The organism is Sphingomonas sp. Leaf339 (assembly GCF_001426195.1).
Taxonomy (GTDB): Bacteria; Pseudomonadota; Alphaproteobacteria; order Sphingomonadales; family Sphingomonadaceae; genus Sphingomonas.
Genome location: NZ_LMRS01000034.1, coordinates 88,298 through 111,738 on the forward strand (window position 1 = coordinate 88,298; position 23,441 = coordinate 111,738).

Annotated in this window: 26 protein-coding genes; 15 read left to right on the forward strand and 11 right to left on the reverse strand. The window is 66.1% G+C overall.

The window, feature by feature from the left end; all coding sequences use genetic code 11:
• Positions 1–9: 9 nt before the first annotated feature.
• Both ASG67_RS12885 and ASG67_RS12890 read right to left on the reverse strand, forming a co-directional pair.
• Positions 10–1,119, reverse strand: coding sequence for a DUF47 family protein (locus ASG67_RS12885; RefSeq protein ID WP_056531414.1), 1,110 nt, complete (start codon positions 1,117–1,119; stop codon positions 10–12).
• 63 nt (positions 1,120–1,182) lie between these two features.
• The gene (locus ASG67_RS12890; RefSeq protein ID WP_056530874.1) at positions 1,183–2,613 is read right to left on the reverse strand and encodes a phospholipase D-like domain-containing protein; all 1,431 of its coding nucleotides are present in this window, start codon (positions 2,611–2,613) and stop codon (positions 1,183–1,185) included.
• A gap of 107 nt (positions 2,614–2,720) precedes the next feature.
• On the opposite strand from ASG67_RS12890, the gene dinB reads away from it, so the two are divergent.
• Positions 2,721–3,803: a DNA polymerase IV gene (gene dinB, locus ASG67_RS12895; RefSeq protein ID WP_056530877.1), complete on the forward strand. Its 1,083-nt coding sequence runs from the start codon at positions 2,721–2,723 to the stop codon at positions 3,801–3,803.
• A 6-nt stretch (positions 3,804–3,809) separates the two neighbouring features.
• Here dinB and ASG67_RS12900 read toward each other — a convergent pair whose 3' ends face one another.
• Together ASG67_RS12900 and glmU are read right to left on the reverse strand one after the other, a co-directional pair.
• Positions 3,810–4,727 (reverse strand): ROK family protein, encoded by a 918-nt coding sequence (locus tag ASG67_RS12900; RefSeq protein ID WP_056530880.1) that lies wholly within the window; start codon positions 4,725–4,727, stop codon positions 3,810–3,812.
• Between the two features lie 63 nt (positions 4,728–4,790).
• The gene (gene glmU / locus ASG67_RS12905; RefSeq protein WP_056530883.1) at positions 4,791–6,155 is read right to left on the reverse strand and encodes a bifunctional UDP-N-acetylglucosamine diphosphorylase/glucosamine-1-phosphate N-acetyltransferase GlmU; all 1,365 of its coding nucleotides are present in this window, start codon (positions 6,153–6,155) and stop codon (positions 4,791–4,793) included.
• Positions 6,156–6,217: 62 nt separating this feature from the next.
• Here glmU and ASG67_RS12910 point away from each other — a divergent pair, with 62 nt between their 5' ends.
• From ASG67_RS12910 to ASG67_RS12950, 9 genes are all read left to right on the forward strand, one after another.
• Positions 6,218–6,898, forward strand: a complete 681-nt coding sequence (locus ASG67_RS12910) for an HAD-IA family hydrolase (protein WP_056530884.1) — start codon at positions 6,218–6,220, stop codon at positions 6,896–6,898.
• Positions 6,899–6,902: 4 nt separating this feature from the next.
• Positions 6,903–8,117: an ATP-binding protein gene (locus ASG67_RS12915; RefSeq protein ID WP_056530887.1), complete on the forward strand. Its 1,215-nt coding sequence runs from the start codon at positions 6,903–6,905 to the stop codon at positions 8,115–8,117.
• Between the two features lie 59 nt (positions 8,118–8,176).
• On the forward strand, positions 8,177–9,220 hold the full coding sequence (locus tag ASG67_RS12920; protein WP_156460814.1) for a substrate-binding domain-containing protein: 1,044 nt from the start codon (positions 8,177–8,179) through the stop codon (positions 9,218–9,220).
• A complete protein-coding gene (pstC, locus tag ASG67_RS12925; protein WP_056530893.1) occupies positions 9,217–10,590 on the forward strand; it encodes a phosphate ABC transporter permease subunit PstC in 1,374 nt (457 codons plus the stop codon). The genes ASG67_RS12920 and pstC overlap by 4 nt, the downstream gene beginning before the upstream one ends.
• The gene (pstA, locus tag ASG67_RS12930) at positions 10,583–11,881 is read left to right on the forward strand and encodes a phosphate ABC transporter permease PstA (RefSeq protein ID WP_056530896.1); all 1,299 of its coding nucleotides are present in this window, start codon (positions 10,583–10,585) and stop codon (positions 11,879–11,881) included. Before pstC ends, pstA begins: the two co-directional genes overlap by 8 nt.
• A 14-nt stretch (positions 11,882–11,895) precedes the next feature.
• Positions 11,896–12,642, forward strand: coding sequence for a phosphate ABC transporter ATP-binding protein PstB (gene pstB / locus ASG67_RS12935; RefSeq protein WP_056530899.1), 747 nt, complete (start codon positions 11,896–11,898; stop codon positions 12,640–12,642).
• Between the two features lie 11 nt (positions 12,643–12,653).
• A complete protein-coding gene (phoU, locus tag ASG67_RS12940) occupies positions 12,654–13,337 on the forward strand; it encodes a phosphate signaling complex protein PhoU (protein WP_056530902.1) in 684 nt (227 codons plus the stop codon).
• A gap of 3 nt (positions 13,338–13,340) precedes the next feature.
• The gene (gene phoB, locus ASG67_RS12945; RefSeq protein ID WP_056530905.1) at positions 13,341–14,033 is read left to right on the forward strand and encodes a phosphate regulon transcriptional regulator PhoB; all 693 of its coding nucleotides are present in this window, start codon (positions 13,341–13,343) and stop codon (positions 14,031–14,033) included.
• 90 nt (positions 14,034–14,123) lie between these two features.
• Positions 14,124–14,570 carry a hypothetical protein gene (locus ASG67_RS12950; RefSeq protein ID WP_056530908.1) on the forward strand — a complete coding sequence of 149 codons (447 nt, stop codon included), beginning with the start codon at positions 14,124–14,126 and terminating at the stop codon, positions 14,568–14,570.
• Positions 14,571–14,777: 207 nt separating this feature from the next.
• Here ASG67_RS12950 and ASG67_RS12955 read toward each other — a convergent pair whose 3' ends face one another.
• Together ASG67_RS12955 and epsC are read right to left on the reverse strand one after the other, a co-directional pair.
• The gene (locus tag ASG67_RS12955; protein WP_056530910.1) at positions 14,778–15,113 is read right to left on the reverse strand and encodes a DUF2794 domain-containing protein; all 336 of its coding nucleotides are present in this window, start codon (positions 15,111–15,113) and stop codon (positions 14,778–14,780) included.
• Positions 15,113–15,814, reverse strand: coding sequence for a serine O-acetyltransferase EpsC (gene epsC / locus ASG67_RS12960; protein WP_056530912.1), 702 nt, complete (start codon positions 15,812–15,814; stop codon positions 15,113–15,115). The genes ASG67_RS12955 and epsC overlap by 1 nt, the downstream gene beginning before the upstream one ends.
• Positions 15,815–15,976: 162 nt before the next feature.
• On the opposite strand from epsC, the gene ASG67_RS12965 reads away from it, so the two are divergent.
• From ASG67_RS12965 to ASG67_RS12975, 3 genes are all read left to right on the forward strand, one after another.
• On the forward strand, positions 15,977–16,741 hold the full coding sequence (locus ASG67_RS12965) for a sulfite exporter TauE/SafE family protein (RefSeq protein ID WP_056530915.1): 765 nt from the start codon (positions 15,977–15,979) through the stop codon (positions 16,739–16,741).
• A 54-nt stretch (positions 16,742–16,795) separates the two neighbouring features.
• Complete coding sequence (locus tag ASG67_RS12970) at positions 16,796–17,698, forward strand: hydrogen peroxide-inducible genes activator (protein WP_056530918.1); 903 nt, start codon at positions 16,796–16,798, stop codon at positions 17,696–17,698.
• A 117-nt stretch (positions 17,699–17,815) separates the two neighbouring features.
• Complete coding sequence (locus ASG67_RS12975) at positions 17,816–18,472, forward strand: fasciclin domain-containing protein (RefSeq protein ID WP_082543514.1); 657 nt, start codon at positions 17,816–17,818, stop codon at positions 18,470–18,472.
• Positions 18,473–18,516: 44 nt separating this feature from the next.
• Here ASG67_RS12975 and ASG67_RS12980 read toward each other — a convergent pair whose 3' ends face one another.
• Genes ASG67_RS12980 through pgsA form a run of 3 tightly spaced genes read right to left on the reverse strand, consistent with a single transcriptional unit; the run spans position 18,517 to position 19,780 of the window.
• Positions 18,517–18,966 (reverse strand): molybdenum cofactor biosynthesis protein MoaE, encoded by a 450-nt coding sequence (locus tag ASG67_RS12980; protein WP_056530924.1) that lies wholly within the window; start codon positions 18,964–18,966, stop codon positions 18,517–18,519.
• The gene (moaD, locus tag ASG67_RS12985) at positions 18,963–19,220 is read right to left on the reverse strand and encodes a molybdopterin converting factor subunit 1 (protein ID WP_056530927.1); all 258 of its coding nucleotides are present in this window, start codon (positions 19,218–19,220) and stop codon (positions 18,963–18,965) included. The genes ASG67_RS12980 and moaD overlap by 4 nt, the downstream gene beginning before the upstream one ends.
• Positions 19,221–19,228: 8 nt before the next feature.
• Complete coding sequence (pgsA, locus tag ASG67_RS12990; protein ID WP_056530930.1) at positions 19,229–19,780, reverse strand: CDP-diacylglycerol--glycerol-3-phosphate 3-phosphatidyltransferase; 552 nt, start codon at positions 19,778–19,780, stop codon at positions 19,229–19,231.
• A gap of 118 nt (positions 19,781–19,898) precedes the next feature.
• On the opposite strand from pgsA, the gene ASG67_RS12995 reads away from it, so the two are divergent.
• Positions 19,899–21,197 carry an MFS transporter gene (locus tag ASG67_RS12995; RefSeq protein ID WP_056531416.1) on the forward strand — a complete coding sequence of 433 codons (1,299 nt, stop codon included), beginning with the start codon at positions 19,899–19,901 and terminating at the stop codon, positions 21,195–21,197.
• Between the two features lie 37 nt (positions 21,198–21,234).
• On the opposite strand, the gene ASG67_RS19240 is transcribed toward ASG67_RS12995, so the two are convergent.
• A complete protein-coding gene (locus ASG67_RS19240; protein ID WP_200940796.1) occupies positions 21,235–21,399 on the reverse strand; it encodes a hypothetical protein in 165 nt (54 codons plus the stop codon).
• Positions 21,400–21,558: 159 nt separating this feature from the next.
• Between ASG67_RS19240 and ASG67_RS13000 the strand changes: the two genes are divergently transcribed.
• Positions 21,559–22,824, forward strand: coding sequence for a M20/M25/M40 family metallo-hydrolase (locus ASG67_RS13000; protein WP_056530933.1), 1,266 nt, complete (start codon positions 21,559–21,561; stop codon positions 22,822–22,824).
• A 133-nt stretch (positions 22,825–22,957) separates the two neighbouring features.
• On the opposite strand, the gene ASG67_RS13005 is transcribed toward ASG67_RS13000, so the two are convergent.
• Complete coding sequence (locus ASG67_RS13005) at positions 22,958–23,440, reverse strand: GAF domain-containing protein (RefSeq protein WP_056530936.1); 483 nt, start codon at positions 23,438–23,440, stop codon at positions 22,958–22,960.
• Between the last annotated feature and the right edge of the window lies 1 nt (position 23,441).

Below are 23,441 nucleotides of genomic sequence, written 5' to 3' on the forward strand. Positions count from 1 at the left end.
TCGGGCCTCTCAGGCGTGGTCGATCACAAGACCCTGGATTTCATTCGCGACATCCTCGAACCGGTCGACGATCCGTTCCAGATGGCTGTAGATTTCGCGACCGACGACGAACTGCATCGGGTTGTCCTGATGCTCCAGGAACAATGATCGGATGCCCTGATCATGGATATCGTCCGCCTGACCCTCGATCCGGATCATCCGCGCGGTGAGCTCGTTCAACCGGTCGCCGTTGCGGTTCACCGATCGTAGCAGCGGGATCGCCTCCGCCGTGATGCGCGCCGCCTCGACGATGATGCCGGCCATGTCGCGCATCGCCGGATAGAAGTCGGTGACGCCGTACAGCGTGATCGAATTCGCCGTCTGGTTCATCTGGTCGATCGCGTCGTCCATCGCGCCGATCAATTCGATGATCGCGCTACGGTCGAACGGAGTCACGAACACCCGGCGAACGTCCTGCAACACGTCGCGGGTGATGTCGTCCGCTTCATGCTCATGCGCGACGATCGCCGCGACCTGTTCGGCGATCGCCCCCTCGCCGTGCAGCAATTTCGCCAGCGCGTCGGCGCCGGCGACCAGCGTCGCGGCATGCGCCTCGAACTGCTCGAAGAATCGCCCCTGCTTGGGCATCAACGACTGGAACCAGCCAAGCATCGGAAATCGCCTCCTTATCCCGGTGCAGATCACCGGGAGCATTCGTTCAGCGAGCGTCGATGGCGCAGGTGGCGTGCGAAAGCCAGCGATCAACGCCTGCAATTCCGGCTCATCTACCGCCGCGGCGGCATCCGACAGGGTGAACCAGCGCGTCTGGCGCTGCCCGCGCTCGGGCCAATCCGCGTCCTGCCGCACCGCCGCCAGCGGATAGATCGCGACCGTCGCCTCGATGACGCCGCGGCGGCGCCGCTTGATATACCGGAAATCGCCCAGCATGGCGGCACAGGGATAGCCGCGCACGCCGGCCTCCTCCCACGCCTCCTGCGCGGCGGCATCGTGCGGGGCTAGTCCAACAATGGGATGCCCCTTGGGCACCACCCAGCGACCGGTGTCGCGCGAGGTGATGAGCATCACCTCGATCGCGCCATCGGCCGTCATTCTATAGGGCAGGGCACCGATCTGATGCAGCATCGCTGTCCAACGTGGGCCGCGCCGATCGACTTGGCAACGGCGAACGCGACCCGCCCGTCGTCAAGACTTCCGCTTAAGTCCGAACCGGCGGAACAGGCCGCGCTTCGACAGCGCCTCGAACATCTCCTCCGGCCCTTCGGGATCGAGCACCTCGTTATCCGCCAACCATTCCTCGATCGCGCTCAGATCGGGTTCTTCGAACGGGCGCAGCGTCTTGCCCGATCCGCGCAGTCGCTCGATCGTCTCGATGATCGACCCGGACGACTCGATCGCGTCGGCTACCACTTTCCGCTCCAGCCCCAGATGCTCGGCGATCAAGCCGTCACGAATCGCCGTTACACCCGCCCGCTCGCTCTCCGTTCCCGCCACGATCGCCAGATCGCACTCGGTATCCAGCCGCAGCGACCGGTTATTCATATTGCTGGATCCCAGCCGGAAGATGCGATCGTCGGCAATCAGGATCTTGGCGTGGCAATAGATCGAGGTGCCGCCCTTCGTACAAGGATGATACATGCGCAGCCGGCGATGCTTGTCACGCCGCCGCAGCGCCTCCATCAATCGGCCGCGTGCGGTGTCCATCGCCAATGGCTCCAGCCACCCTTGCGCGGTGACGGGGTTGATGATGACGATCTCCGGCCCGTCCGGCTCGTCCAGTCGCCGCGCTACCGCCTCGGCGATCCGGCGCGAGGCGAAATACTGGCTTTCGATGTATAAGTGGCGCTTGGCCGACGCGATCTGCGTCAGGAACAGTGCCTCGCTCTCATGCACCGGCACCTGATCGGGCATTTTCGGGAAGGTTCGGGCGATGCCGACATCGATGTCGGTGAAATCGACCGCCAGCCCCTCCGGCCAGCAACCACCAACCGCGTCCGGTTCGGGCAGCAGTTCCTTGCCCCCCGCCGCCCGCCATCGTTCGCGGAACAGCACGCCCAGCGTCGCGGCGACCGGCCCCTGCACGGCGCTGATCGCATCGTGCCAGGGCTTGTACGACTGGCCCCAGGAGTGCTTGCGCAGCGGCTGTTCGTCGAGATGCTCGCGCGTGTCCCAGCGATCGCCGGTCATGTCGATGCCGCCGCAAAAGGCCAGGCAATCGTCGATGATGACGATCTTCTGATGGTGCGACGCGCCGGTCGGGTGATGGCCATCCAGCTTGGTGTGGATACGCGGATGCGCCATCCATTTCAGGACGGTGAATAACGTCCCCCCGCGCCCTAGCGACTTGATCGCGCCCAAATCCCAGCGAAGCAGGAACACCTCCAGATCAGGATTGCGCTCGACCACATCGTACACGAACGCGCCCAGCGATCGGGGCGGCCCGTTCACGCTGTGGTCCAGCACGATGCGCGCGTCGAAATCCCAGCCGATCAGCAGGATGCGCTTCTTTGCCTGCAACATCGCCTCTCGGGCGACCCGGAAATACGAGTCCGCATCGACGATCACCGACATTCGGTCGGCGCGTTCGATACGCCAGCAATCCTTGCCCGGTGTCATAATCGGCTTTTGCCCCCGTGTTCGCGGCGCTCATGATGAGGGCGCTGCGCGCTGGCAAACGCCGAAAGCTCGCACCGGGTCCCTCAACGCCTTATCTCTGCGGCACCATGACCGAGCAGGTTCTCCGCAAGATCATCCACGTCGACATGGACGCCTTCTACGCATCCGTCGAACAGCGCGACGATCCGGCCCTGCGCGGGCGGCCGGTGGCGGTCGGCGGATCGCGGGCGCGTGGCGTCGTGGCGGCGGCGAGTTATGAGGCGCGCGCTTTCGGCGTCCGGTCGGCGATGCCCTCGTCCAGCGCCGCCCGCGCCTGCCCCGATTTGATCTTCGTGCCGCCGCGATTCGATGTGTATCGCACCGTTTCCGGCCAGATCCGCGCGATCTTCGCCGACTATACCGACCTGATCGAACCGCTGTCACTGGACGAGGCATATCTTGACGTGTCAGAGGATCGCCACCGACTCGGCTCCGCCCGTGCTATTGCCGAGGCGATCCGCGCCCGCATCCACGCCGACACCGGCCTCACCGCATCCGCTGGCGTCAGCTACAACAAGTTCATCGCCAAGCTGGCCTCCGACCAGAACAAGCCAGACGGCCTGTGCGTCATCCCGCCCCGCCATGGCCCCGCTTTCGTCGCCGGCCTGCCGGTAAAACGCTTCCACGGCGTCGGCCCGGTCACTGCGCGGCGGATGGAGGCGCTCGGCATACTGAGCGGTGCCGATCTGGCGGAGCGGTCGCTGGCGTTCCTGCAACAGCATTTCGGCAGCTATGCCGCCTATCTGTACAACGCCGCACGAGGACAGGACGATCGCCCCGTCCGCGCCCACCGCGCCGCCAAGTCGATCGGCGCCGAACGCACGTTCGAGCAGGATTTGAGCGACCCCGTCGCGCTCCGCGATGCGCTCGTCGTCGTCGCCGATGCCGCCTGGGCGCGGATCGACCGCGCGTCTGCGCTCGGGCGGACCGTGACGCTGAAGCTGCGTCGGGCGGATTTCACCACGATTACCCGCGCCCGCTCACTGATCCGACCAGTGGCCGATCGTACCGAGTTTTTCGGCATCGGCCATGACCTGCTGGCTGCGCAATTGCCGGTGCCCGGCGGTGTCCGCCTGCTCGGCCTGACGCTGTCGGCGCTGGTCGACGAGGCGGCGATCGTCCCTGATCGCCAGCCCCTGCTGCCACTATAACAGCCGTCAGCCCGTCGTGAACGACGTCTGCAATTGCGCACCCAACGCTTGCGCCCCCAGCACGATCGCACCCAACGGACCGGCGTTGCCGCCCAGCGCCGGCGGCACGACATAGGTCTCGGGATCGCCCACCTCCGGCAGGGCGACGTAACCGGCCAGACTCTTCGCCATCGCCGCCCGTACCCGCGGGAAGAGGTGATCGGTGCCGACCATCACCCCGCCACCCATCACGATCCGCCGCGGCACGCCGGTCAGCACGAGTGAATGGAGCAGCTGACCCAGAGCATGCGCGATCAGGTCCCAGGCGGGATCGTCCGCGGCCAGCTTGTCGCCGGGAATTCCCGTGCGCGCGGCAATTGCCGGACCAGCCGCGAGCCCCTCCAGGCACGCGCCATGATAGGGGCAGTTGCCCACCCAATCGTCGCCGGGCATCCGTACCGGGCGCAGATGGCCAAGCTCCGAATGCGTCAACCCATCGACCGGCTTACCGCCGGCGATCAGGCCGACGCCGATACCGGTGCCGACTGTCGCATAGGCGATATCCGCCAGCCCCTTCGCCGCACCCCACCGCGCCTCGGCCAGCGCCGCGCCGACGACGTCGGTGTGGAAACCGGTCGGAACGCCGGCATGGCGCTTCAGTCGCGCCGCCACGTCCTGCCCCGCCCAACCCGGCTTTGGGGTCGAGGTGATATGGCCGTAAAGCGGACTGGCATGGTCGATCGACACTGGCCCGAAACTGGCGATGCCCAGTGCCGAAAAGCCCGACCACCGGTCCAGCACCGCCTCGATCGCACTCAGCGTCTCTTCCGGCCGCGTCGTCGGCAGTTGGACGCGATCCTCGATATCGTCGGGGCCACGCGCCAGAATGCAGATGCACTTGGTGCCGCCCAGTTCCACGCCGGCGACCAGCGGTGCCTCGCCCATATCACTCTCCCGAATTGCTGACATGATTATGAGTGAAATCGATTGCGCGCGAAAGCCCCGCCGTTAAAGAGCTGCCTTTTTAGCTTTCATCATGGTGCGAAACCGGGCTGCCCAGCCAGGCCGGCTTTCTTGTCGTCCACGCGCCAGCGCCAGCGCATCCGCATCGACATCGCCGGTGATGACTGATCCCGCGCCGACGATCGCACCGGCGCCGATCGATACCGGCGCCACCAGTGCGGAATTGGAGCCGATGAACGCGCCCGCGCCGATCGTCGTGCGGTATTTCAGATAACCGTCGTAATTGCAGGTGATGGTGCCCGCGCCGATGTTCACGCCCGGCCCGACATCCGCATCGCCCAGATAGGTCAGGTGGCTGGCCTTGGCGCCCTCGCCCAGCACCGCCTTCTTCATTTCGACGAAGTTGCCGACCTTGGCATGCGCGCCCATCACCGCCCCCGGCCGCAGTCGGGCATAGGGGCCGACCTCCGCGCCCTCGCCCACGATCGCGCCCTCCAGATGGCTGAATGCGTGGATCATGGCGCCATCCGCCACCCGCACGCCGGGGCCGAACACGACGTTCGGTTCCACCGTCACATCGCGGCCCAGCACCGTATCGTGTGCGAACCACACCGTATCGGGCGCGACCAGCGTCACCCCATCGCGCATCGCCTCGATCCGCCGCCGCGCCTGCCAACCGGCCTCGACCGTCGCCAGTTCGCCGCGGCTATTGACGCCCGCCACTTCGTCCGCGCCTGTCTCGATGACCGCCGATCCGTGGCCGTCCGCGCTTGCCAGTATGACGATATCGGGCAGGTAATATTCGCCCGCCGCATTGTCGTTGCCAACCCGCGCCAGCAGCGACCACAGATTCTCCGCCCGTGCGGCCATCAGCCCTGAATTGCACAGCGTTTCCGCCCGTTCGGCCTCGGTTGCGTCCTTGTACTCGACCATCCGGTCGATACGCCCTTCGGCGTCGGCGATTACCCGGCCATAGGCGCCCGGGTCGACGGGACGAAAGCCCAGCACCACCGCTGCTGGCGCGTCATCCGCGCGCAACCGATCGAGCATCCGCCGCATCGTCGCTGCCGTCACCAGCGGCACGTCACCATACAGGACCAGCACATCGCCCGCGAAGCCGGCCAGCGCCGCCTCTGCCTGCCGCACCGCGTGGCCCGTGCCGAGCTGTTCGGCCTGCAGCGCCGTGGCGATCCCCAGCGGCGCGACCGCCGCTTCCACCTGTTCGCGACCCGCACCCGTCACCACCACCACTCGCTCGGGTGCCAGTTCACCGACCGCGGCGAGCAGATGCAGCAGCATTGGCCGCCCCGCGATCGGATGTAGCACCTTGTGCGTGTCGGACTTCATCCGCGTGCCCTTGCCCGCAGCGAGGACGATGGCGGCAAGCGGACGGGTCGTTGAATCGGTCATGACGCGGGCGGGTGCCACGAAAGCCTTGCCAATGCCATAGGCTGGCTGGCACGCCCCGCCGCATGACCGATTTTCCCTTCGCCATCGTCGGATTCGACATGGACGGCACGCTGCTCGACACCAGCGGCGATCTCGCCGCCGCGGTCAATCACGCCCTGGAAAGCGCAGGGCGACCAACGCTGCCGGTCGATGAGATCCGCACGATGATCGGCGGCGGCGCACGGCATATGCTGGCGCAGGGTATGGCCCGCACCGGCGGCTGCACCGATGACGAACTCGATGTGCTCCACCACCGCCTCCTCGATTATTACGAAACGCATATGATCGTGGAGACAGCACCCTATCCCCACGCCCTCGCCGCCCTCGACACACTGGCCGAACAGGGCGTGACGCTGGCCGTCGTCACCAACAAGCTGGAACGATACGCCGCCCACATCCTCGACTCGCTCGATCTCGCGGATCGGTTCGCCTGCCTGATCGGCGGCGATACGATGGGGCCGGGAAACGGCAAGCCATCGCCAGCACCGATCCACGCGATGATCGACCGCTGCGGCGGCGGTCGCGCCGCCTTCGTCGGCGATTCGATCTATGACGTGAAGGCTGCAAAGGCCGCTCACGTGCCGGTGGTTGCATGCAGTTTCGGCTTCCTCGATCGTCCGGTCGCCGATCTGGGCGCTGACGCGGTCATCGACGGGTTCGACCAGTTGGTGCCGACATTGCGCCGACTGGGTGGCGATCGCTGAACCGATGAGCGGAAGATCGGCTCGCCACGCCCTGCCCGCGCTGGCGATCGTCATGGTCGCCACCGTCGCGGTGTTCCTGATCGGGCGGCAATGGGAACCGGCGATGGTCGCGCTGGTCGGTGGCATCGCCGCCGTTCTGCTCGCCCGTGGTCGGGAAGACGATGCGCCGACCACGCCGGTGGCCGAGCCGCAGGAATCGCCCCTGGGTCAAGTGCTGGACGCCGTCGCCGATCCCGTTCTTCTCGTGTCGGCGGGCCGGGTAACACTCGCCAATCGCGCCGCGCGGACGCTGCTGGGCACGCATATCATCGGTGAAGATGCGCGCGTCGCAATCCGCCACCCCGCCGCCGCCGCCGCGCTCGCCGCGCCGGGTGGCCAGCCGGTCGAACTCGTCGGCATCGGCGCCCGCGACCGACGCTGGGAGATGCGCGTCGCCGCCGTGTCCGACGATCTCGCCGTCGTCGACCTGATCGACCGCACCGAATATGCGGCGGCCGAGCGGATGCGCGTCGATTTCGTCGCAAATGCCAGCCACGAACTGCGCACGCCACTCGCCTCGATCCTCGGTTACATCGAAACGCTGGGCGAAGAAGCGGGCGAGGAACCCGCGATCCGCAAACGCTTCCTGAAGATCATGATGGACGAGGCACGGCGGATGCAGCGGCTGGTCGAGGACCTGTTGTCGCTGTCGCGGATCGAGGCGGACAAATATCGTCTGCCCGACCAGCCGATCGATCTTGGCGTCCTGCTGGGCGAGGTATGCGTGGAACTTCGCTCGTCCGGCAGCGCCCGCGCCGCCGACGTGGAATGCGTCGTCGCAGAGGGGATCGGCACGATCGCGGGCGACCGTGCGCAATTGTCGCAGCTGTTCCACAACCTGCTGGGCAACGCGATGAAATATGGCCGCGCCGCCACCCCCGTCATCGCCCGGATCGATCGCGTGCCGACCGGTGTCGCGATCATCGTCACCGATCAGGGCGACGGCATCGCGCCGGAACATCTACCCCGTCTCACCGAGCGATTCTATCGCGCCGATCCGGGGCGCAGCCGCTCGCTGGGCGGCACCGGACTTGGCCTGGCGATCGTAAAGCATGTGGCGGAGCGGCATCGCGGCCGGCTCGACATCGCCAGCCGCGTCGGCGTCGGCACGACGGTCACGGTTACGCTGCCGCCCCCGCCCTCCGGATCGCTGCCCGGATCGACTGTCATGAAAGCGTAACCGCAGCGTCACATAGGCGGCTCGCACGGGTGGCAGGGCCACTCCTCATGGGAATGTTCATGCGCCGCCAGCTTATCATCGGCCTGCTGCTGCCGCTGGCCGCGTGTCAGGATCAGGCCAATGGCGGCGGCGCCGGCGCGCGTGACCAGATCACGGCGGTCGGATCATCCACCGTCTATCCTTTCACCACGATGGTCGCCGAACAGTTCGTCGCCAGCGATCCCGATGCGAAGGCGCCGGTGATCGAATCGACCGGCACCGGCGCCGGCATGAAACTGTTCTGCGCCGGCATCGGCGCCGCCCACCCGGATATCGAGGACGCCTCGCGCCGGATAAAGGCCAGCGAGTACAAGGATTGCGCCGCCAACGGCGCGCGCGACGTGCTGGAAATTCAGGTGGGCATCGATGGAATCGCCTTTGCCGAGGCGAAGAATGGTCCGAAGATGCAGTTGACGCCCACCGACCTCTATCTGGCGCTGGCCGCCGCGCCGAACGGCAAGCCAAACCAAAGCAGCACGTGGCGGGACGTGAACCCCGCCCTGCCCGCCATTCCCATCCAGGTGTACGGCCCGCCCGCGACCAGCGGCACCCGCGACGCATTGGCCGAACTGATCCTGACCAAGGGATGCGAGACATCGAACCCCGCCGCCAAGCCGATGGCCAAATCCGACCCCGACGGCCACAAGGCGCTGTGCACCCGCGTTCGCGAGGACGGCGCCTATGTCGATGCCGGCGAGAACGACAATCTGATCGTCCAGAAACTGCAATCGAACCCCAATGCAATCGGCGTGTTCGGGTACAGCTATCTTGAAGAGAACAGCAACGCGGTGAACGGTGTCCCGATCAGCGGCGTCGCCCCCACCTATGCCGCGATCGCCGATGGGCGATATCCGGGATCGCGCCCGCTCTATCTATACGTCAAGAAAGCGCATCTGAATGCGATACCCGGCTTGCGTGATTTCCTGATGCTGTACGCCAAGGCATGGGGGCCTGACGGCCCGCTGATCCGTCGTGGCCTGATCGCCGCACCCGACGATGTGCGCGCCCGCGCCGCGCAAGTGATCGCGAACGAAACGCCGCTCGATCCGGCGACCCTGAAATGAGCGGCATCACCCTTTCCCTCGTCGTCGCTGGCCTGGCACTGATCGGCTGGCTCACCGCGCGCACCCGTGCCGCCGGCTTCCGTACCGGCGCCCAGCGGTTCAGTTCGCTGCCGACGCATCACGGCTGGTACGTCGCATTGTGGACGGTGATCCCGCCACTCGTCTTCCTCGTCATCTGGTCGGTGGTGTCGCCTGCTCTGGTAACGGACGCGGTTCTGACGAATCCTGCCGCCACACAATTGCCGCCTCCCGGTTTCGACCGTGCATCGATCCTGTCGGAGGCGCGTGAGCTAGGTGCGGGTCGCGCATTCGGCGCGTTCAACGAAACCTCGCGGCTACTCGCCCCCGCCTATGCCGCCGCGCAGAGCCGGTACGACTGGATCGCCACCGCCCTGGCGTTGCTGCTCGCCTTTGCCGGCGGCGCCTATGCCTTCACCCGCATCCGCCCCGGCTTTGCCGCACGCACCCGGATCGAGCGCATCGTAATGGGCGCGCTGCTCGCCGCATCGTTGATCGCGATCCTGACCACCATCGGCATCGTCGCATCGCTGGTGTACGAAGCGGCGCGGTTCTTCTCGGTCGTGCCGATCACCGATTTCCTGTTCGGCACGCACTGGAGCCCGCAGGTGATCGACCCGCGCGATCCCGGCGCGTCGCTGGGTGCGGTGCCGCTGTTCTGGGGCACGTTCTTCATCGGCGCGGTCATCGCGATGGCGGTCGCCATTCCATTCGGCCTGATGAGCGCGATCTATCTGACCCAATATGCCGCCCCGCGCACCCGCCGCTGGATGAAACCGATCCTCGAGGTGCTCGCGGGCGTCCCCACCGTCGTCTACGGTTACTTCGCCGCGCTGACGGTGGCGCCGGCGGTGCGCGATTTCGCCGTGTCGATCGGGATCAGCTGGGCCTCGTCGGAGAGCGCACTGGCTGCGGGCGCGGTGATGGGCGTGATGATTATCCCGTTCGTCTCGTCGATGGCGGACGACAGCCTCGCTGCCGTCCCCAGCGCGATGCGCGACGGCAGTCTGGCGATGGGCGCGACCTCGTCGGAAACCATCCGCAAGGTGCTGCTCCCTGCGGCCCTCCCCGGCGTGGTCGGCGGCGTGTTGCTGGCGATCAGCCGCGCGATCGGTGAGACGATGATCGTCGTGATGGCCGCCAGCGGCGTCGCGACGCTGACCGCCAATCCCTTCGCCTCGACTACCACCGTCACCCGCCAGATCGTCGATCTCCTGACCGGCGAGGCGGAGTTCGACAGCCCCAAGACGCTTGCCGCCTTTGCGCTCGGCCTGACGCTGTTCGTCGTCACGCTGCTCCTCAACATCGTCGCCCTGCGCGTCGTCAAACGCTACCGGGAAGCATATGAGTAACACGCTCGTCGCCCAGTTACCCGATATGGGTGTCGCGCATAACGATGCGCCGGGCGTGCCGACCGATTGGACCACCGGCGCAATGCAGGGCCGCATCCGTCGCCGCTATCGCGCGGAACGGCGCTTCCGCCTGATGGGGTTGTCGGCGGTAGTCATGTCGGCGGGGTTCCTCGCCTTCCTGCTCGCCACCATGCTGATGCAGGGACTGGGCGGTTTCACCGAAACGCGCGTCTCGCTGCCGATCGATTTCGCCGCCGCGAAATTACCGGTGACGGCAAAGCAGCTCGACGGCCGCGGTGCCGATCTGGCGCTGGCCGGCGCGGGCCTCGAAAGCGCGGTCGATGCCGCGGCGACGCGCGCGTTCGGCGACGCCAACATCCTGTCCGACGGTGCGTGGGTCCGCGTTCGCAATGCGATCAAGGCCGATCCCGCGCTGCTGTCGCGTACAGCGCAGTTCGACCTGCCAGCCTCCAGCGCGCTCGACGTTGCCAATAAGGGGAACGGCACCCCTGAGGCGGAGGCAACGCTCGCTTCCCTGAAACAACGCGGCGTCCTGTCGCGCGGCGTCAACACCGGCTTCCTGGCCGGCGCGGACGCGACCGACCCGACGCGGGTCGGCATCTGGGGCGCGTTCAAGGGTTCGTTGCTGACGATGCTCGTCACCCTCGGCCTCGCCTTTCCGATCGGCGTCCTGTCGGCGCTGTATCTGGAAGAATATGCGCCGAAGAACCGCTGGACCGACCTGATCGAGGTATCGATCAACAATCTCGCGGCCGTGCCCTCGATCATCTTCGGCCTCCTCGGCCTCGCCGTCTTTCTCGGCACGTTCGGGATGCCGCGATCGGCGCCGATCGTCGGCGGATTGACGCTGGCACTGATGACGATGCCGGTTATCGTCATCGCCGGCCGCAACGCGATCAAGGCGGTGCCGCCGTCGATCCGCGATGCCGCGCTCGGCGTCGGCGCATCGCCGGTGCAGGTTGTGTTCCACCACGTCCTGCCGCTCGCCCTGCCCGGCATCCTAACCGGCACCATCATCGGCATGGCGCGCGCGCTCGGCGAGACGGCGCCGCTGCTGATGATCGGCATGCGCGCCTTCATCGCCGCGCCGCCCTCTGGCCTCGGCAGCCCGGCCACCGCATTGCCCGTCCAGATATTCCTCTGGTCGGATCAGGTCGATCGCGGCTTCGTCGAAAAGACGTCCGCGGCGATCATCGTGCTTCTCGTCTTCCTGCTCGCGATGAACGGGCTGGCCATCTACCTCCGCAACCGATTCGAGACCCGCTGGTGAGCAACGAACCAAAAATGACCGCGCGCCACGTCAACGTGTCGTACGGTCCCAAACAAGCGCTCCACGATGTCTCGATCGACATCGAACAGGACAAGGTCGTCGCCTTCATCGGCCCGTCCGGCTGCGGCAAGAGCACGTTCCTGCGCACGCTCAACCGGATGAACGACACCGTCGCCTCCGCCCGCGTCGAAGGCGATATCCGGCTCGACGGGCAGGACATTTATGCGCCGGAAATGGACGTGGTGCAGCTGCGCGCCCGGGTCGGCATGGTGTTTCAGAAACCGAACCCGTTCCCGAAATCGATCTTTGAGAACATCGCCTATGGCCCGCGCATCCACGGTCTCGCCACCGGTAAGGCGGATCTCGACGTCGTGGTCGAACGCTCGCTGACCCGCGCCGGCCTGTGGAACGAAGTGAAGGATCGCCTGACCGACAGCGGCACCGCCCTGTCCGGTGGCCAGCAACAGCGGCTGTGCATTGCGCGGGCCATCGCGGTCGATCCGGAAGTGATCCTGATGGACGAACCCTGCAGCGCGCTCGATCCGATCGCGACCGCCAAGATCGAGGAACTGATCCACGAACTGCGCGGCCGCTATGCCATCGCGATCGTCACGCACAACATGCAACAGGCGGCGCGTGTCAGTCAGAAAACCGCATTCTTCCACCTCGGCACGCTCGTCGAATACGGCGCCACCTCCGACATCTTCACCAATCCCGTCCAGGAACGGACCAAGGATTACATCACCGGCCGCTACGGCTGAGTGGGGGATCTATGAACCAGCATACGGTCAAGGCCTTCGACAACGATATCGGCCAGTTGCGCGGGCTCATCAGCCAGATGGGCGGCCTCGCGGAAGACGCGATTGCCAAGGCGATGCAGGCGCTGCAACGCAACGACCTGGTTCTCGCGGCCGAGGTGCGCGCGGGCGACAAGGCGATCGATGCGATCGAGGCCGAGGTGGAACGCCTCGTCGTCCAGATCATCGCACTGCGCGCACCGATGGCGGTCGATCTGCGCGAGGTCGTGGCGGCGCTGAAGATCGCCAATGTGGTCGAACGCATCGGCGATTATGCCAAGAACATCGCCAAGCGCGTGCCGTTGATCGAAAGCGAACATCGCATTGAGCCCGTCTCGGTCTTGCCCGCAATGGGTCGGATGGCATCCGAGATGGTGCGCGACGCGCTCGACGCGTTCGGCGCGCGCGATGCGCCGGCCGCCGTCCGGGTCTGCGACAGCGATGCCGCGCTCGACGATTTCTACGATTCAATCTTCCGCACGCTCGTGACCTACATGGTCGAGAACCCGGCGACGATCAGCCAGGTCGCGCATCTGCTGTTCATCGCCAAGAACCTCGAACGCATCGGCGACCATGCTACCAACGTCGCCGAGATGGTCTATTTCGCCGCGACCGGCTCCCAGATGGCCGACCGCGACCGCGGCGGCGACAAGGATTGAACCATGGCACGTGTCACGATGTTGCTGGTCGAGGACGATGCGGCGCTCGCCGAACTTCTCGAATTCCATTTCCGGCGCGAGGACTTCGACGTCGTCCACACCGCCGATGGCGAGGAGGCATTGCTGCTCGCGCGTGAGCGAACACCCGACATCGTACTGCTCGACTGGATGGTCGAGGGGATTTCCGGGATCGAGGTCTGTCGTCGCCTGCGCCGGGCGCCCGAGACGCAGAATGTCCCGATCATCATGCTGACCGCACGCGGCGAAGAAGAGGACCGCGTCCGCGGGCTCGAAACCGGCGCGGACGATTACGTCACCAAGCCCTTCTCGCCGCGCGAACTGGTCGCGCGCGTCGGTGCAGTCCTGCGCCGCGTCCGTCCGGGCCTCGCGGGCGAGGCGCTGAATTATTCGGACATCGAGATGGACACCGTCGGCCACAAGGTCCGGCGCGGTGGCGAGATGGTTGCGCTCGGGCCGACGGAATTCCGCCTGCTCAAGCATTTCCTCGAACATCCCGGCTGGGTCTTTTCGCGCGAACGATTGCTCGATGCCGTGTGGGGGCATGACAGCGATATCGAAAGCCGCACCGTCGATGTACACATCCGTCGCCTGCGCAAAGCGATCAACGTGGGCGACCGACCCGACATCATCCGCACCGTCCGCTCCGCCGGCTACGCTTTGGACGCCGAGGGCTGAATCGTTTCGCGAAGGACACAAATCACAGGATGGGCGTTAGTCGGCGGCGTGATCGAAAAGAACACGTCAGATTTTCTCAGGAGATTCGCCATGAAGCTCATCCTATTGGCCGCGACGGCCCTGATCGCCAGCCCGGTGATTGCACAGGACATGACCGCACCGGCAACGCCGCCGGCGGCACAGACCCCACCAACGGCGCCTGCGGCTGATCCGGCCATGCCCGCCGATCAGGCCATGCCCGCCGACACCGCCGCGCCGACTGCCCCCGCTGAGCCGGCAATGCCCGCTGATCCCGCCGCGCCCATGGCCCAGCAGGCACCAACGACCACGGCGGCACCCGCCGGCGTAGCGACCGGCGACCCGGTCGGCGGCTATCAGCCGACCCAGCCGGCGACCACCGGCACCCCCGGCGGCCCGGTGACCTTCCGTCCGGCGGCCGCACCGTCGGAAGCATTCCCGGCACCGGCCGCATTGCAGTCTTATCCGATCTGCAAAAAGGGTCAGTACGACAAGTGCCGTCAGCGCGGCGGCAAGTAATTCGCTGACCGGCAATGATGCCCGCTGGACAGGCGCTCACCTTCGGGTGGGCGCCTTTTCCATGTCTGTTCGCGGTCGGGGGGTGTCAGTCGCCGATCAATCCGCCGTGCTTCTGCGAAGGCAGGAATCTCGGATCAACAACGATATCCGATGCGGTCTTGGTTTGCCGCCTGCGCAGAAGCACTCAGGAACGAACGGCCGCCCCGCTCACTCGTCAATCAGCTTCATCAACCGCCGCTCGACGGGTGCCAGCACCGGCCCCAGTTCCTGCCCGCGCTTCAACACCGCCCCCGCTTCACCCACCAGCGCCCACATGCCCTGGCGCAAGCGCAACGCAGGCCGCTTCTCGATCCGGATTTCCGGTCGTTCGGCAGCACGGCGAAAGGCGGAGAAGACCGCTGCCTCACGACCCAGTTCGATCGCATAATCGCGCCAATGCCCCGCCGCGACCATGCGGCCATACAGGTCCAGGATGCGCGACAGTTCCGCACGGTCGAACCCGACCTGTGCGTTCCGGCGCTCAGGAAATGGTACGACTCCCATCAGGCCCGATCACGCTCTCCGGCCTCAATGCCGCCCTGCTCATGTTCGGCGATCAACGCTTCCAATCGCCGCCGCAGATGTTCGACTTCGCAACGGAGCAATTCCGTCTTCTGCGTCGCCGGATCGAAATTCTCCGAGCAGGGCGTACCATAGGGGACGAAGCGCGGCGCCGGGGCCGCGCCGCCCTCGATCGTCGTCGGGCGAGCGGGAATGCCGACCATTACCGCACCCTCCGGCACATCGCGCGTCACCACCGCATTGGCGCCGATGCGCGACCGTGCACCGACCAGGATCGGCCCCAGCACCTGCGCGCCCGACCCGATGATCGCGCCATCGCTGATCGTCGGGTGCCGCTTGCCGCCGACGCCATTGTCGGGGCTGGTCCCGCCCAGCGTCACGCACTGATAGATCGTCACGTCGTCGCCGATCGTCGCCGTCTCGCCGATCACCACGAAGCCGTGATCGATGAAGAAATTCCGGCCGATCGTCGCGCCCGGATGGATGTCGATCGCGGTCCAGGCTCGCGTCCAGTGATTCACGATCCGCGCCAGCAGGAACAGCCGTGCCCGGAACAACCGGTGCGCCACCCGGTGACCCGCCAGCGCCCAGACGCCCGGATAGGTCAGCACCTCCGCCCGACTGCGCGGGGCCGGATCGCGAGCGCGAATGGAATCGATATACGCGACGAGGCGGTTTGGCATGACTTAGCGTTCCTTCGCGCTTTCCCTGACGCGTCATCGCGATCTAGGGCGCAGACACGACAATTGCCAGTATGCGACGAACCGTGATCGCCGCTCGCTAAAGCCTATCTTTCTTGTGGATATTGTCGGTTCCAGCCACGTTGCGCCTTCGAAAGGAATTTCATGCCCGATCTCGCGACGTTCGATTTCTCGTCCATCCTGCCCTTCATTCTCATCGGTTTCGGCGCGCAGGTGGTCGACGGCGCACTGGGCATGGCGTTTGGTGTCATCTCGAATACGGCGCTGTTGTGGATAGGCGTACCCCCCGCTGCCGCCTCGGCCGGCGTCCATACCGTCGAAACCTTCACGACGGCGGTGTCGGGGATCAGCCATACGCTTCACCGCAACGTGAACTGGAAACTGTTCCTGCGGCTGATGATCCCCGGCGTCATCGGTGGCGTCCTGGGCGCCTATGTACTGTCGAACATCGACGCCGCCGTCGCCAAGCCGTTCATCCTCGCCTACCTCGCCGGCATCGGCGTCTATCTGCTCTTTCGCGCCGCCCGCCACGCCCCGATCGGCAAGGAACCCAAGGTGGTCGAGCCGCTCGGCCTGATCGGCGGTTTCCTCGATGCGGCGGGCGGCGGGGGCTGGGGACCGGTCGTCACGTCGAACCTGCTGGTGCAGGGGGCGACGCCCCGAACCACGATCGGCACCGTCAATACCGCCGAATTCTTCCTGACCGTGACGATCTCGATCACCTTCCTGACGCAATTGGGTTGGGCCGCGTTCACCATCGCTACCGTCGGCCTGCTGATCGGCGGCGTGCTGGCCGCCCCGTTTGGCGCGATTCTGGCGAAGCGGGTGCCGGCGCGGACGTTGATGACACTGGTCGGCGTCATCCTGATCATCACCAGCCTGTTCGGCCTGTGGCGCGCGCTGCACTGATCGCGGCGGCGTCACGGGTAGGCGCGCGGGCATGGGTAGGCTAGCGGAGGCGCCATGGCCGCCACCTACCTGCCCACGCTCAAGCAACTTCAATATCTCGTCGCCCTGCGCGATCACGGTCATTTCGGTCGCGCTGCCGAGGCATGTTTCGTCACCCAGTCGACATTGTCGGCGGGCCTGCGCGACCTGGAAACGCTGATCGGCGTCGTACTGGTCGAACGCACCCGCCGGGTCGTCCGCTTCACGCCAGTCGGCGAGCGGATCGTCGACAAGGCGCGGCGTGTCCTCCGCGAAGCCGACGAACTGGGCGATCTCGCTCGCGCTGCCGGCCGGCCGCTGACGGGCGACATGCGGATGAGCGTCATCCCCACCATCGCGCCGTTCATGCTTCCCCATATCCTGCCGCATCTGCGCCGCGATTATCCGGATCTGCGCCTGTTCCTGCGCGAGGAGCCGAGCGCCGCTGCGTGCGAGGGCCTGCAAAACGGCCGGACCGACTGCGTCCTGCTCGCCTTGCCCTTCGCTTGTGGTGAAGTGGCCTCGGCGCCGCTGTTCGACGACCGGCTGTTCGTGGCGTTCCAAGGGAGCGAAGCGGACAGCCTGCCCCCCGCCATCGCCGACGACGCGATCGATGGCAGCCGCCTGTTGCTGCTGGAAGACGGCCATTGCCTGAAGGACCATGCGCTCGCCGCGTGCAGCCGGCCGGAAACGCGGGCCGAGGCGACGATGCTCGGCACCTCGCTGCATACGATCGTGCAGATGGTCGATAATGGCCTCGGCATCACGATGCTGCCGGAAATGGCGCTGAAGGCCGGGATCCTCGACCATACCAGCGTGACTGCCCGGCCGCTTGCCGCCCCGGATGCCGTCCGCCAGATCGCGCTGGTCTGGCGGCGCGCCTCACCGCGCGAGGCCGATTTCCGGCTGCTCGCCGAGGTGCTGGCGCAGGCTCGCTGAGCCGAATCGTTAACGGCTGGTCGCAATGAGGCTTCGGTTCGTCGCGTCCGCCGAAACCATCGGCGCATTGGCGCGGTGAAAGGTCAGTGCAATTACGCAACGATCGGGAGTGTACGAATGCGTTCTACCTTGCTGACCCTGACCGCCGGCCTGATCGCCGTGCCTGCTCTGGCTTCTGCCCAGACCACGACGCCGGTCTCGCCCGCCCCCACGACGGCACCAGCCACGGGCACGGCTCCGGCAACTGCGACGACGACCGCGCCTCAGGCTATGCCAGCGACACCAGCCGCACCTGCGGCCCCGATGGCGCCAGCCGCCACGACGACGATCGTTCAAGCACTACCGTCCGTGCCCGCCCACGCCACGCTTGTCCGGCTCATCACGGCGGCCAAGCTCGACGCGCAGCTCGGCGGCCCCGGCCCATTCACGCTGTTCGCGCCGAATGATGAAGCGTTCACCCGACTGCCGGCCGGTACGCTCGACACGCTGCTGGCTCCCGCCAACGTCGCCAGCCTGACGACCATCCTGAAGAATCACGTCGTCGCAGGTGCGATCACATCCGACCAGCTCAAGGCGCAGATTGCGGCCGGTGGCGGTCGCGCGACGCTGAACACTTTGTCGGGCCAGCCCCTCGTGGCGACGATCGACAACGGCTCGATCCTGCTGACCGACGCGGTCGGCAACAAGAGCTATATCGACAAGCCCGCCGATCTGCGTGAAGCGAACGGTGTTATCCATTCGACCAACGGCATCAGCCTGCCCAAGCTCGGCTGATCCGGTCGCTCCCCTCCCGGATATGGGAGGGGAGCTTCAACCGACTAAGTCCACCGCCGGGCGGCAGCATCATCCGCCTCGCGCGCCTCGACCCAAGCGGCGGTGCCACCACGCGTCTCCCGTTTCCAGAACGGCGCATCGGTTTTCAACCGATCGATCAGAAACGCACAGGCGTCGAGCGCCGCACCACGGTGCCGCGACGATGCTGCCACGAATACGATCCGCTCGCCTGGCCGCATCGGCCCCACCCGGTGCACCACCGTCACCGACCCTAGCGACCACCGCGTCTGCGCTTCTCGAGCAAGCGCCTCCAGCGCGGCCTCGGTCGCGCCGGGATAATGTTCAAGTTCCAGCGTCTCGACATCACCGACCGCGCCGGGGTCCGCCCGCACCAATCCGGTGAACGTCGCAACCGCGCCGACGCCGTCCGCCTCGGACAGCGCCATCTCCGCCGCCACATCAATGGTCGCCGGCGATACGACGACCCGGATCATCCGCCGGTCACCGGCGGAAATAACGCAACCTCGCGCGCGCCGCCGATCGGCGCATCAAGCGGAACGAAAACCTGATCCACCGCCGCCCGCAACCGATCCCGCTCCGCAAAGGCTGCGGCATGTGCGGCGCTACCGGTCGCCAGCCAGTCGATCAGCGCGGCTACCGTCGCCACCGTTGCCGGTGGGTCGACCACTTCCTCACCCGTCCCTACGCTCTCGCGCACCCAAGCGAAATACAGCATCCGGATCGCCATAGTCCCGATCAGTCCATATGCTTCAGGCCGACGCACAGATAATCCCAGCCGGTTATCAGCGTCAGCACCGCCGCACCCCACAACGCCGCCAGACTCGTGACCTGTATCCACGCCTCATGCGGGATCGCGCCCGCCAGGATCAGCCCACCCAGTGATACCAGTTGCAGCGTCGTCTTCCACTTGGCCAGCTTCGACACCGGCATCGACACGTGCAGCGGCGCCAGGAATTCGCGCAGGCCAGACACGGCGATCTCGCGGAGCAGAATCACCAATGCCGCGACCAGATGCACGCCGACGATGTCGCGCGTGCCCACCAGCATCAGGATCACCGCCGCGACCATGATCTTGTCCGCGATCGGATCGAGGAACATGCCCAATCGCGACACCGCGCCGTTCGACCGCGCCAGATAGCCGTCGAAATAATCGGTGATGCCCATCAGGCAATAAAGCGCGAACGCGATGGCATAACCCGCGGCCCATTGCGGCCACCACAGGAATGCCACCAGCAGCGGTACCGCCACGATTCGCGACAGCGTCAGGAGATTGGGCAGCGTCAGCATCCGATCCTCCCCTAGCTTGCGATCACGCCGGCGGGAACCGACTTATTAGACGTTGGCGTCGCGCCGTCCGCTGGGCTAAGTGCCTGCGCTGTATGTCACGACCGAGGCCCCGCCCATCATGATCAATGCGCTCGGGCTGTTGAAGCAACGTCGCTTCCTGCCCCTGTTCACGACGCAGTTCCTCGGCGCGTTCAACGACAATCTGTTCAAGACGTCGATGGTCCTGTTCGCGACCTATGTCGTGTTCAATGATGCCGGTCACGAAGCGAACTTCAATGCGCTGGCCACCGGTCTTGGCATCCTGCCCTTCTTTCTCTTGTCGGCACTGGCGGGACAATTGGCGGACAGCCACGACAAGGCGCGCATCATCCGCCTCGTGAAGTCGGCGGAGATCGGCATCATGGCGATCGGCGCGGCGGGGTTGTACGCGGTGAACCGAAACCACGTCTCGCTCGGGCTCGCGCTGATGCTGGGATCGGTGCTGCTGCTGGGCGTCCATTCGACATTCTTCGGGCCGATTAAATACGCCATCCTGCCCCAGCATCTTCGCCCCGCCGACGTGCTGGGCGGCACCGGACTGGTGGAGGCGGGCACCTACCTGGCGATCCTGCTCGGCACCGTCACCGCCGGCTTCCTGGTTAAACTGTCCTTCTGGTGGACGATCGGCGCGATCCTGGGCATCGCCGTCATCGGCCTGCTGGCGGGCCGGCAAGTGCCACCCGCCCCGCGTGAGGGGCCGTTGCTGCGGCTGAACTATAACCCTTTCACCGCGTCGTGGCGGCTGATTTCTGCCACGCTCCACATCCCGCGCCTGTTTCTGGCGATCTGTGCGATCAGCTTCTTCTGGACGATCGCCTCGGTCCTCATCATCATTTTCCCGCCACTGGTGAAGAACGTGCTGACCGCGGACGAACAGGTCGCGAGCATCGCCATCGCCGTCTTCTCGGTCGGCGTCGCAATCGGATCGGTGGTTATCAACACCATGCTGAAGGGGAATATATCCGCCCGCTATTCGCCCGGCTCGGTGATCGCGATGGGGGTGTTCGTCGTCCTGTTCTCGTTCCTGTCACGCGGCTGGACGCCCGCCCCTGCTGGACAGTTCTATGGCTGGACCGCGTTCCTCGCCCAGCCCGGATCGGTGCCGATCCTGCTGACGCTGCTGGCGATCGCGATCACCGGCGGCATGTTCGTGGTGCCGCTCTATGCCTTCCTCACCACCACCGTGGAAAAGGACCATACCGCCCGCACCGTCGCGGCCAACAATGTCGTGAATGCCGGCGCGATGACGGTCGGGTCGATCGCCGTGATCGGCATCACCGCGCTGGGCGCGACGCCGGAGAACATGCTGCTGCTGGTAGCCGGCATGTGCCTGATCTCCGCATGGATCGCACAGAAACTCCACCGCGCCTGCGATTAAAGCGCCGCCCGTCGTAGGGAGCGCGGAACCGGTCGGGTCAGAAGATAAAGCTGTAAAAGCAGGTGAAGAACGCCGCGAAGCTCAGCAGGAACAGCTTCACGTCCTTATCGTCCGATCGCGCCACCACCCGCGGCGGTGGCGGTAGCGACTGGCGCATCGGATGGCGGGCGGCTTCGTTGGTAAGGACAAGGCGTCTGGTCATAGTGTGACTATTAACGCCATGTTTACCTATTCGGACCACCCTCAAAATGGGTTAACACGCCACCGTACCATGCCGGGACGATTAAGGTCGGCGTGCACGAAGTTCAATTTTCCGCCCGAAACGCTTGAGCGGAGCCCCGATCCGCTCCACCGTGACGACATGTCGATCATCGCCCCCCTGCTCCTCGCCGCCGCCGTCACCTCGTCACCCTCGCCGGAACGGTTGAAGGCCGATGTCACCGCGCTCGTCGGTTTCGGCACTCGCCACACCGCCTCCACCACCACCGATCCCCGCCGCGGCATCGGCGCCGCACGCGACTGGGCGGCGCGGCGGTTTCAGGAGATCGGCCGCGCCTGCAACGGCTGCATCACGGTGGAGCGAATCGAACGATCCTTCACCGGACCCCGCGCGCCCAATGGTGTCGTGGTGCAGGACGTGCTGGGCATCCAGCCGGGCCGCAATCCCAACCGCGTCGTCATCGTCGGCGCACATATCGACAGCCGCGTGACCGACGTGATGGACACGACCAGCGACGCGCCCGGCGCCAATGACGACGCTTCCGGTGTCGCCCTGGTGCTGGAGGCCGCCCGCCTCCTGTCGCGGCAAAAGTTCGACGCCACCATCGTCTACGCCGTCTTTTCCGGCGAGGAGCAGGGCCTGTGGGGCGCGACCCTGCTGGCCGACACGGCAAAGGCGCGTGGCTGGCAGGTGTCAGCGATGCTCAACAACGACATCGTCGGCAACACGCTGGGCCAGGGCAGCGCCCGCGAGGCCCGCTGGGTCCGCGTCTTCTCAGAAGGCATCCGCTCGTCGGAGGACGCCACCCAGTCGCTCGCCCGCCGCGGCAATGGCGGCGAGGATGACGGCCCCAGCCGCGCGCTCGCCAAGGCGATCGACGGAATCGCCGCCGGCAACAAGCGCGGCCTCGACGTCTTCCTCGATCGTCGCCCCGATCGCTTCGGGCGTGGCGGCGATCACGAACCGTTTCTGAAGCTCGGCTATCCCGCCGTCCGCTTCTCCGTCGCCAATGAAAATTGGGACGCACAGCATCAGGATCTCCGCACCGAAAATGGCACAGTGTACGGCGATACGATCGACCGGATGGACTTCGCCTATCTTGCCAAGGTCACCGCGACCAACGTGGCGACCCTGAGCCGCCTCGCCACCGCCCCCGCCGCGCCCGCCACCGCGACCATCGCCGGCCCCCTGTCACGCGATACATCGGTCAAATGGGCCGCCGTCCCCGGTGCTGCCCGCTACCGAGTCCGCTGGCGGCGCAACGACAGCGCAGACTGGTCGAAGTCGATCGAGGTGACCGGCACCGAAACCCTGTTGAAGCAGACCCCCGTCGACGACCATTTCGTCGGCGTTTCGGCCTTGGCGGCGGACGGATCGGAAAGCCTCGTCACATTCGCCGGCCGCTGATCCGGCAAAAGGTAATGCCGCCCCGCGGGAGTCCATCGCGGGGCGGCATCTTGAGCGGTCGCGTCTGGGAAGACCGCCTGAGTAAAAAGTACCACCGCTCCGGCACGATCGCTAGTGCAGATCGCGTCCCGATTCAGGTCAAACGTTTACTCAGCACTGCCGCCAGTGCCTCGCACCCCGCCGCGTCCGCTGCATCGAAGCGCGCCGGTATCGGGCTGTCGAGATCGAGCACCCCCAACACCACGCCGTCCCTCAACAACGGCACCACCAGTTCCGACCGACTCGCCGCGTCGCACGCAATATGCCCCGGAAACGCATGGACGTCCTCGACCAGTTGCGTCGTCCGCTCCGCCGCCGCCGTACCGCAAACACCACGGCCTACCGGAATGCGAATACACGCCGCCTTGCCTTGGAACGGCCCCAGCACCAGCTCGCCATCGACCATGCGGTAAAATCCCGCCCAGTTCAGGTCGGGCAGATATTGCCAGATCAGCGCCGATGCATTGGCCATGTTGGCGATCGCATCCGTTTCGCCGTCGGTAAGGGCGTCCAGCGCCGCCAGCATATCGCGGTACAGTTCTGCCTTCGATCCGGCAGCCACATCGAACTGGTACATC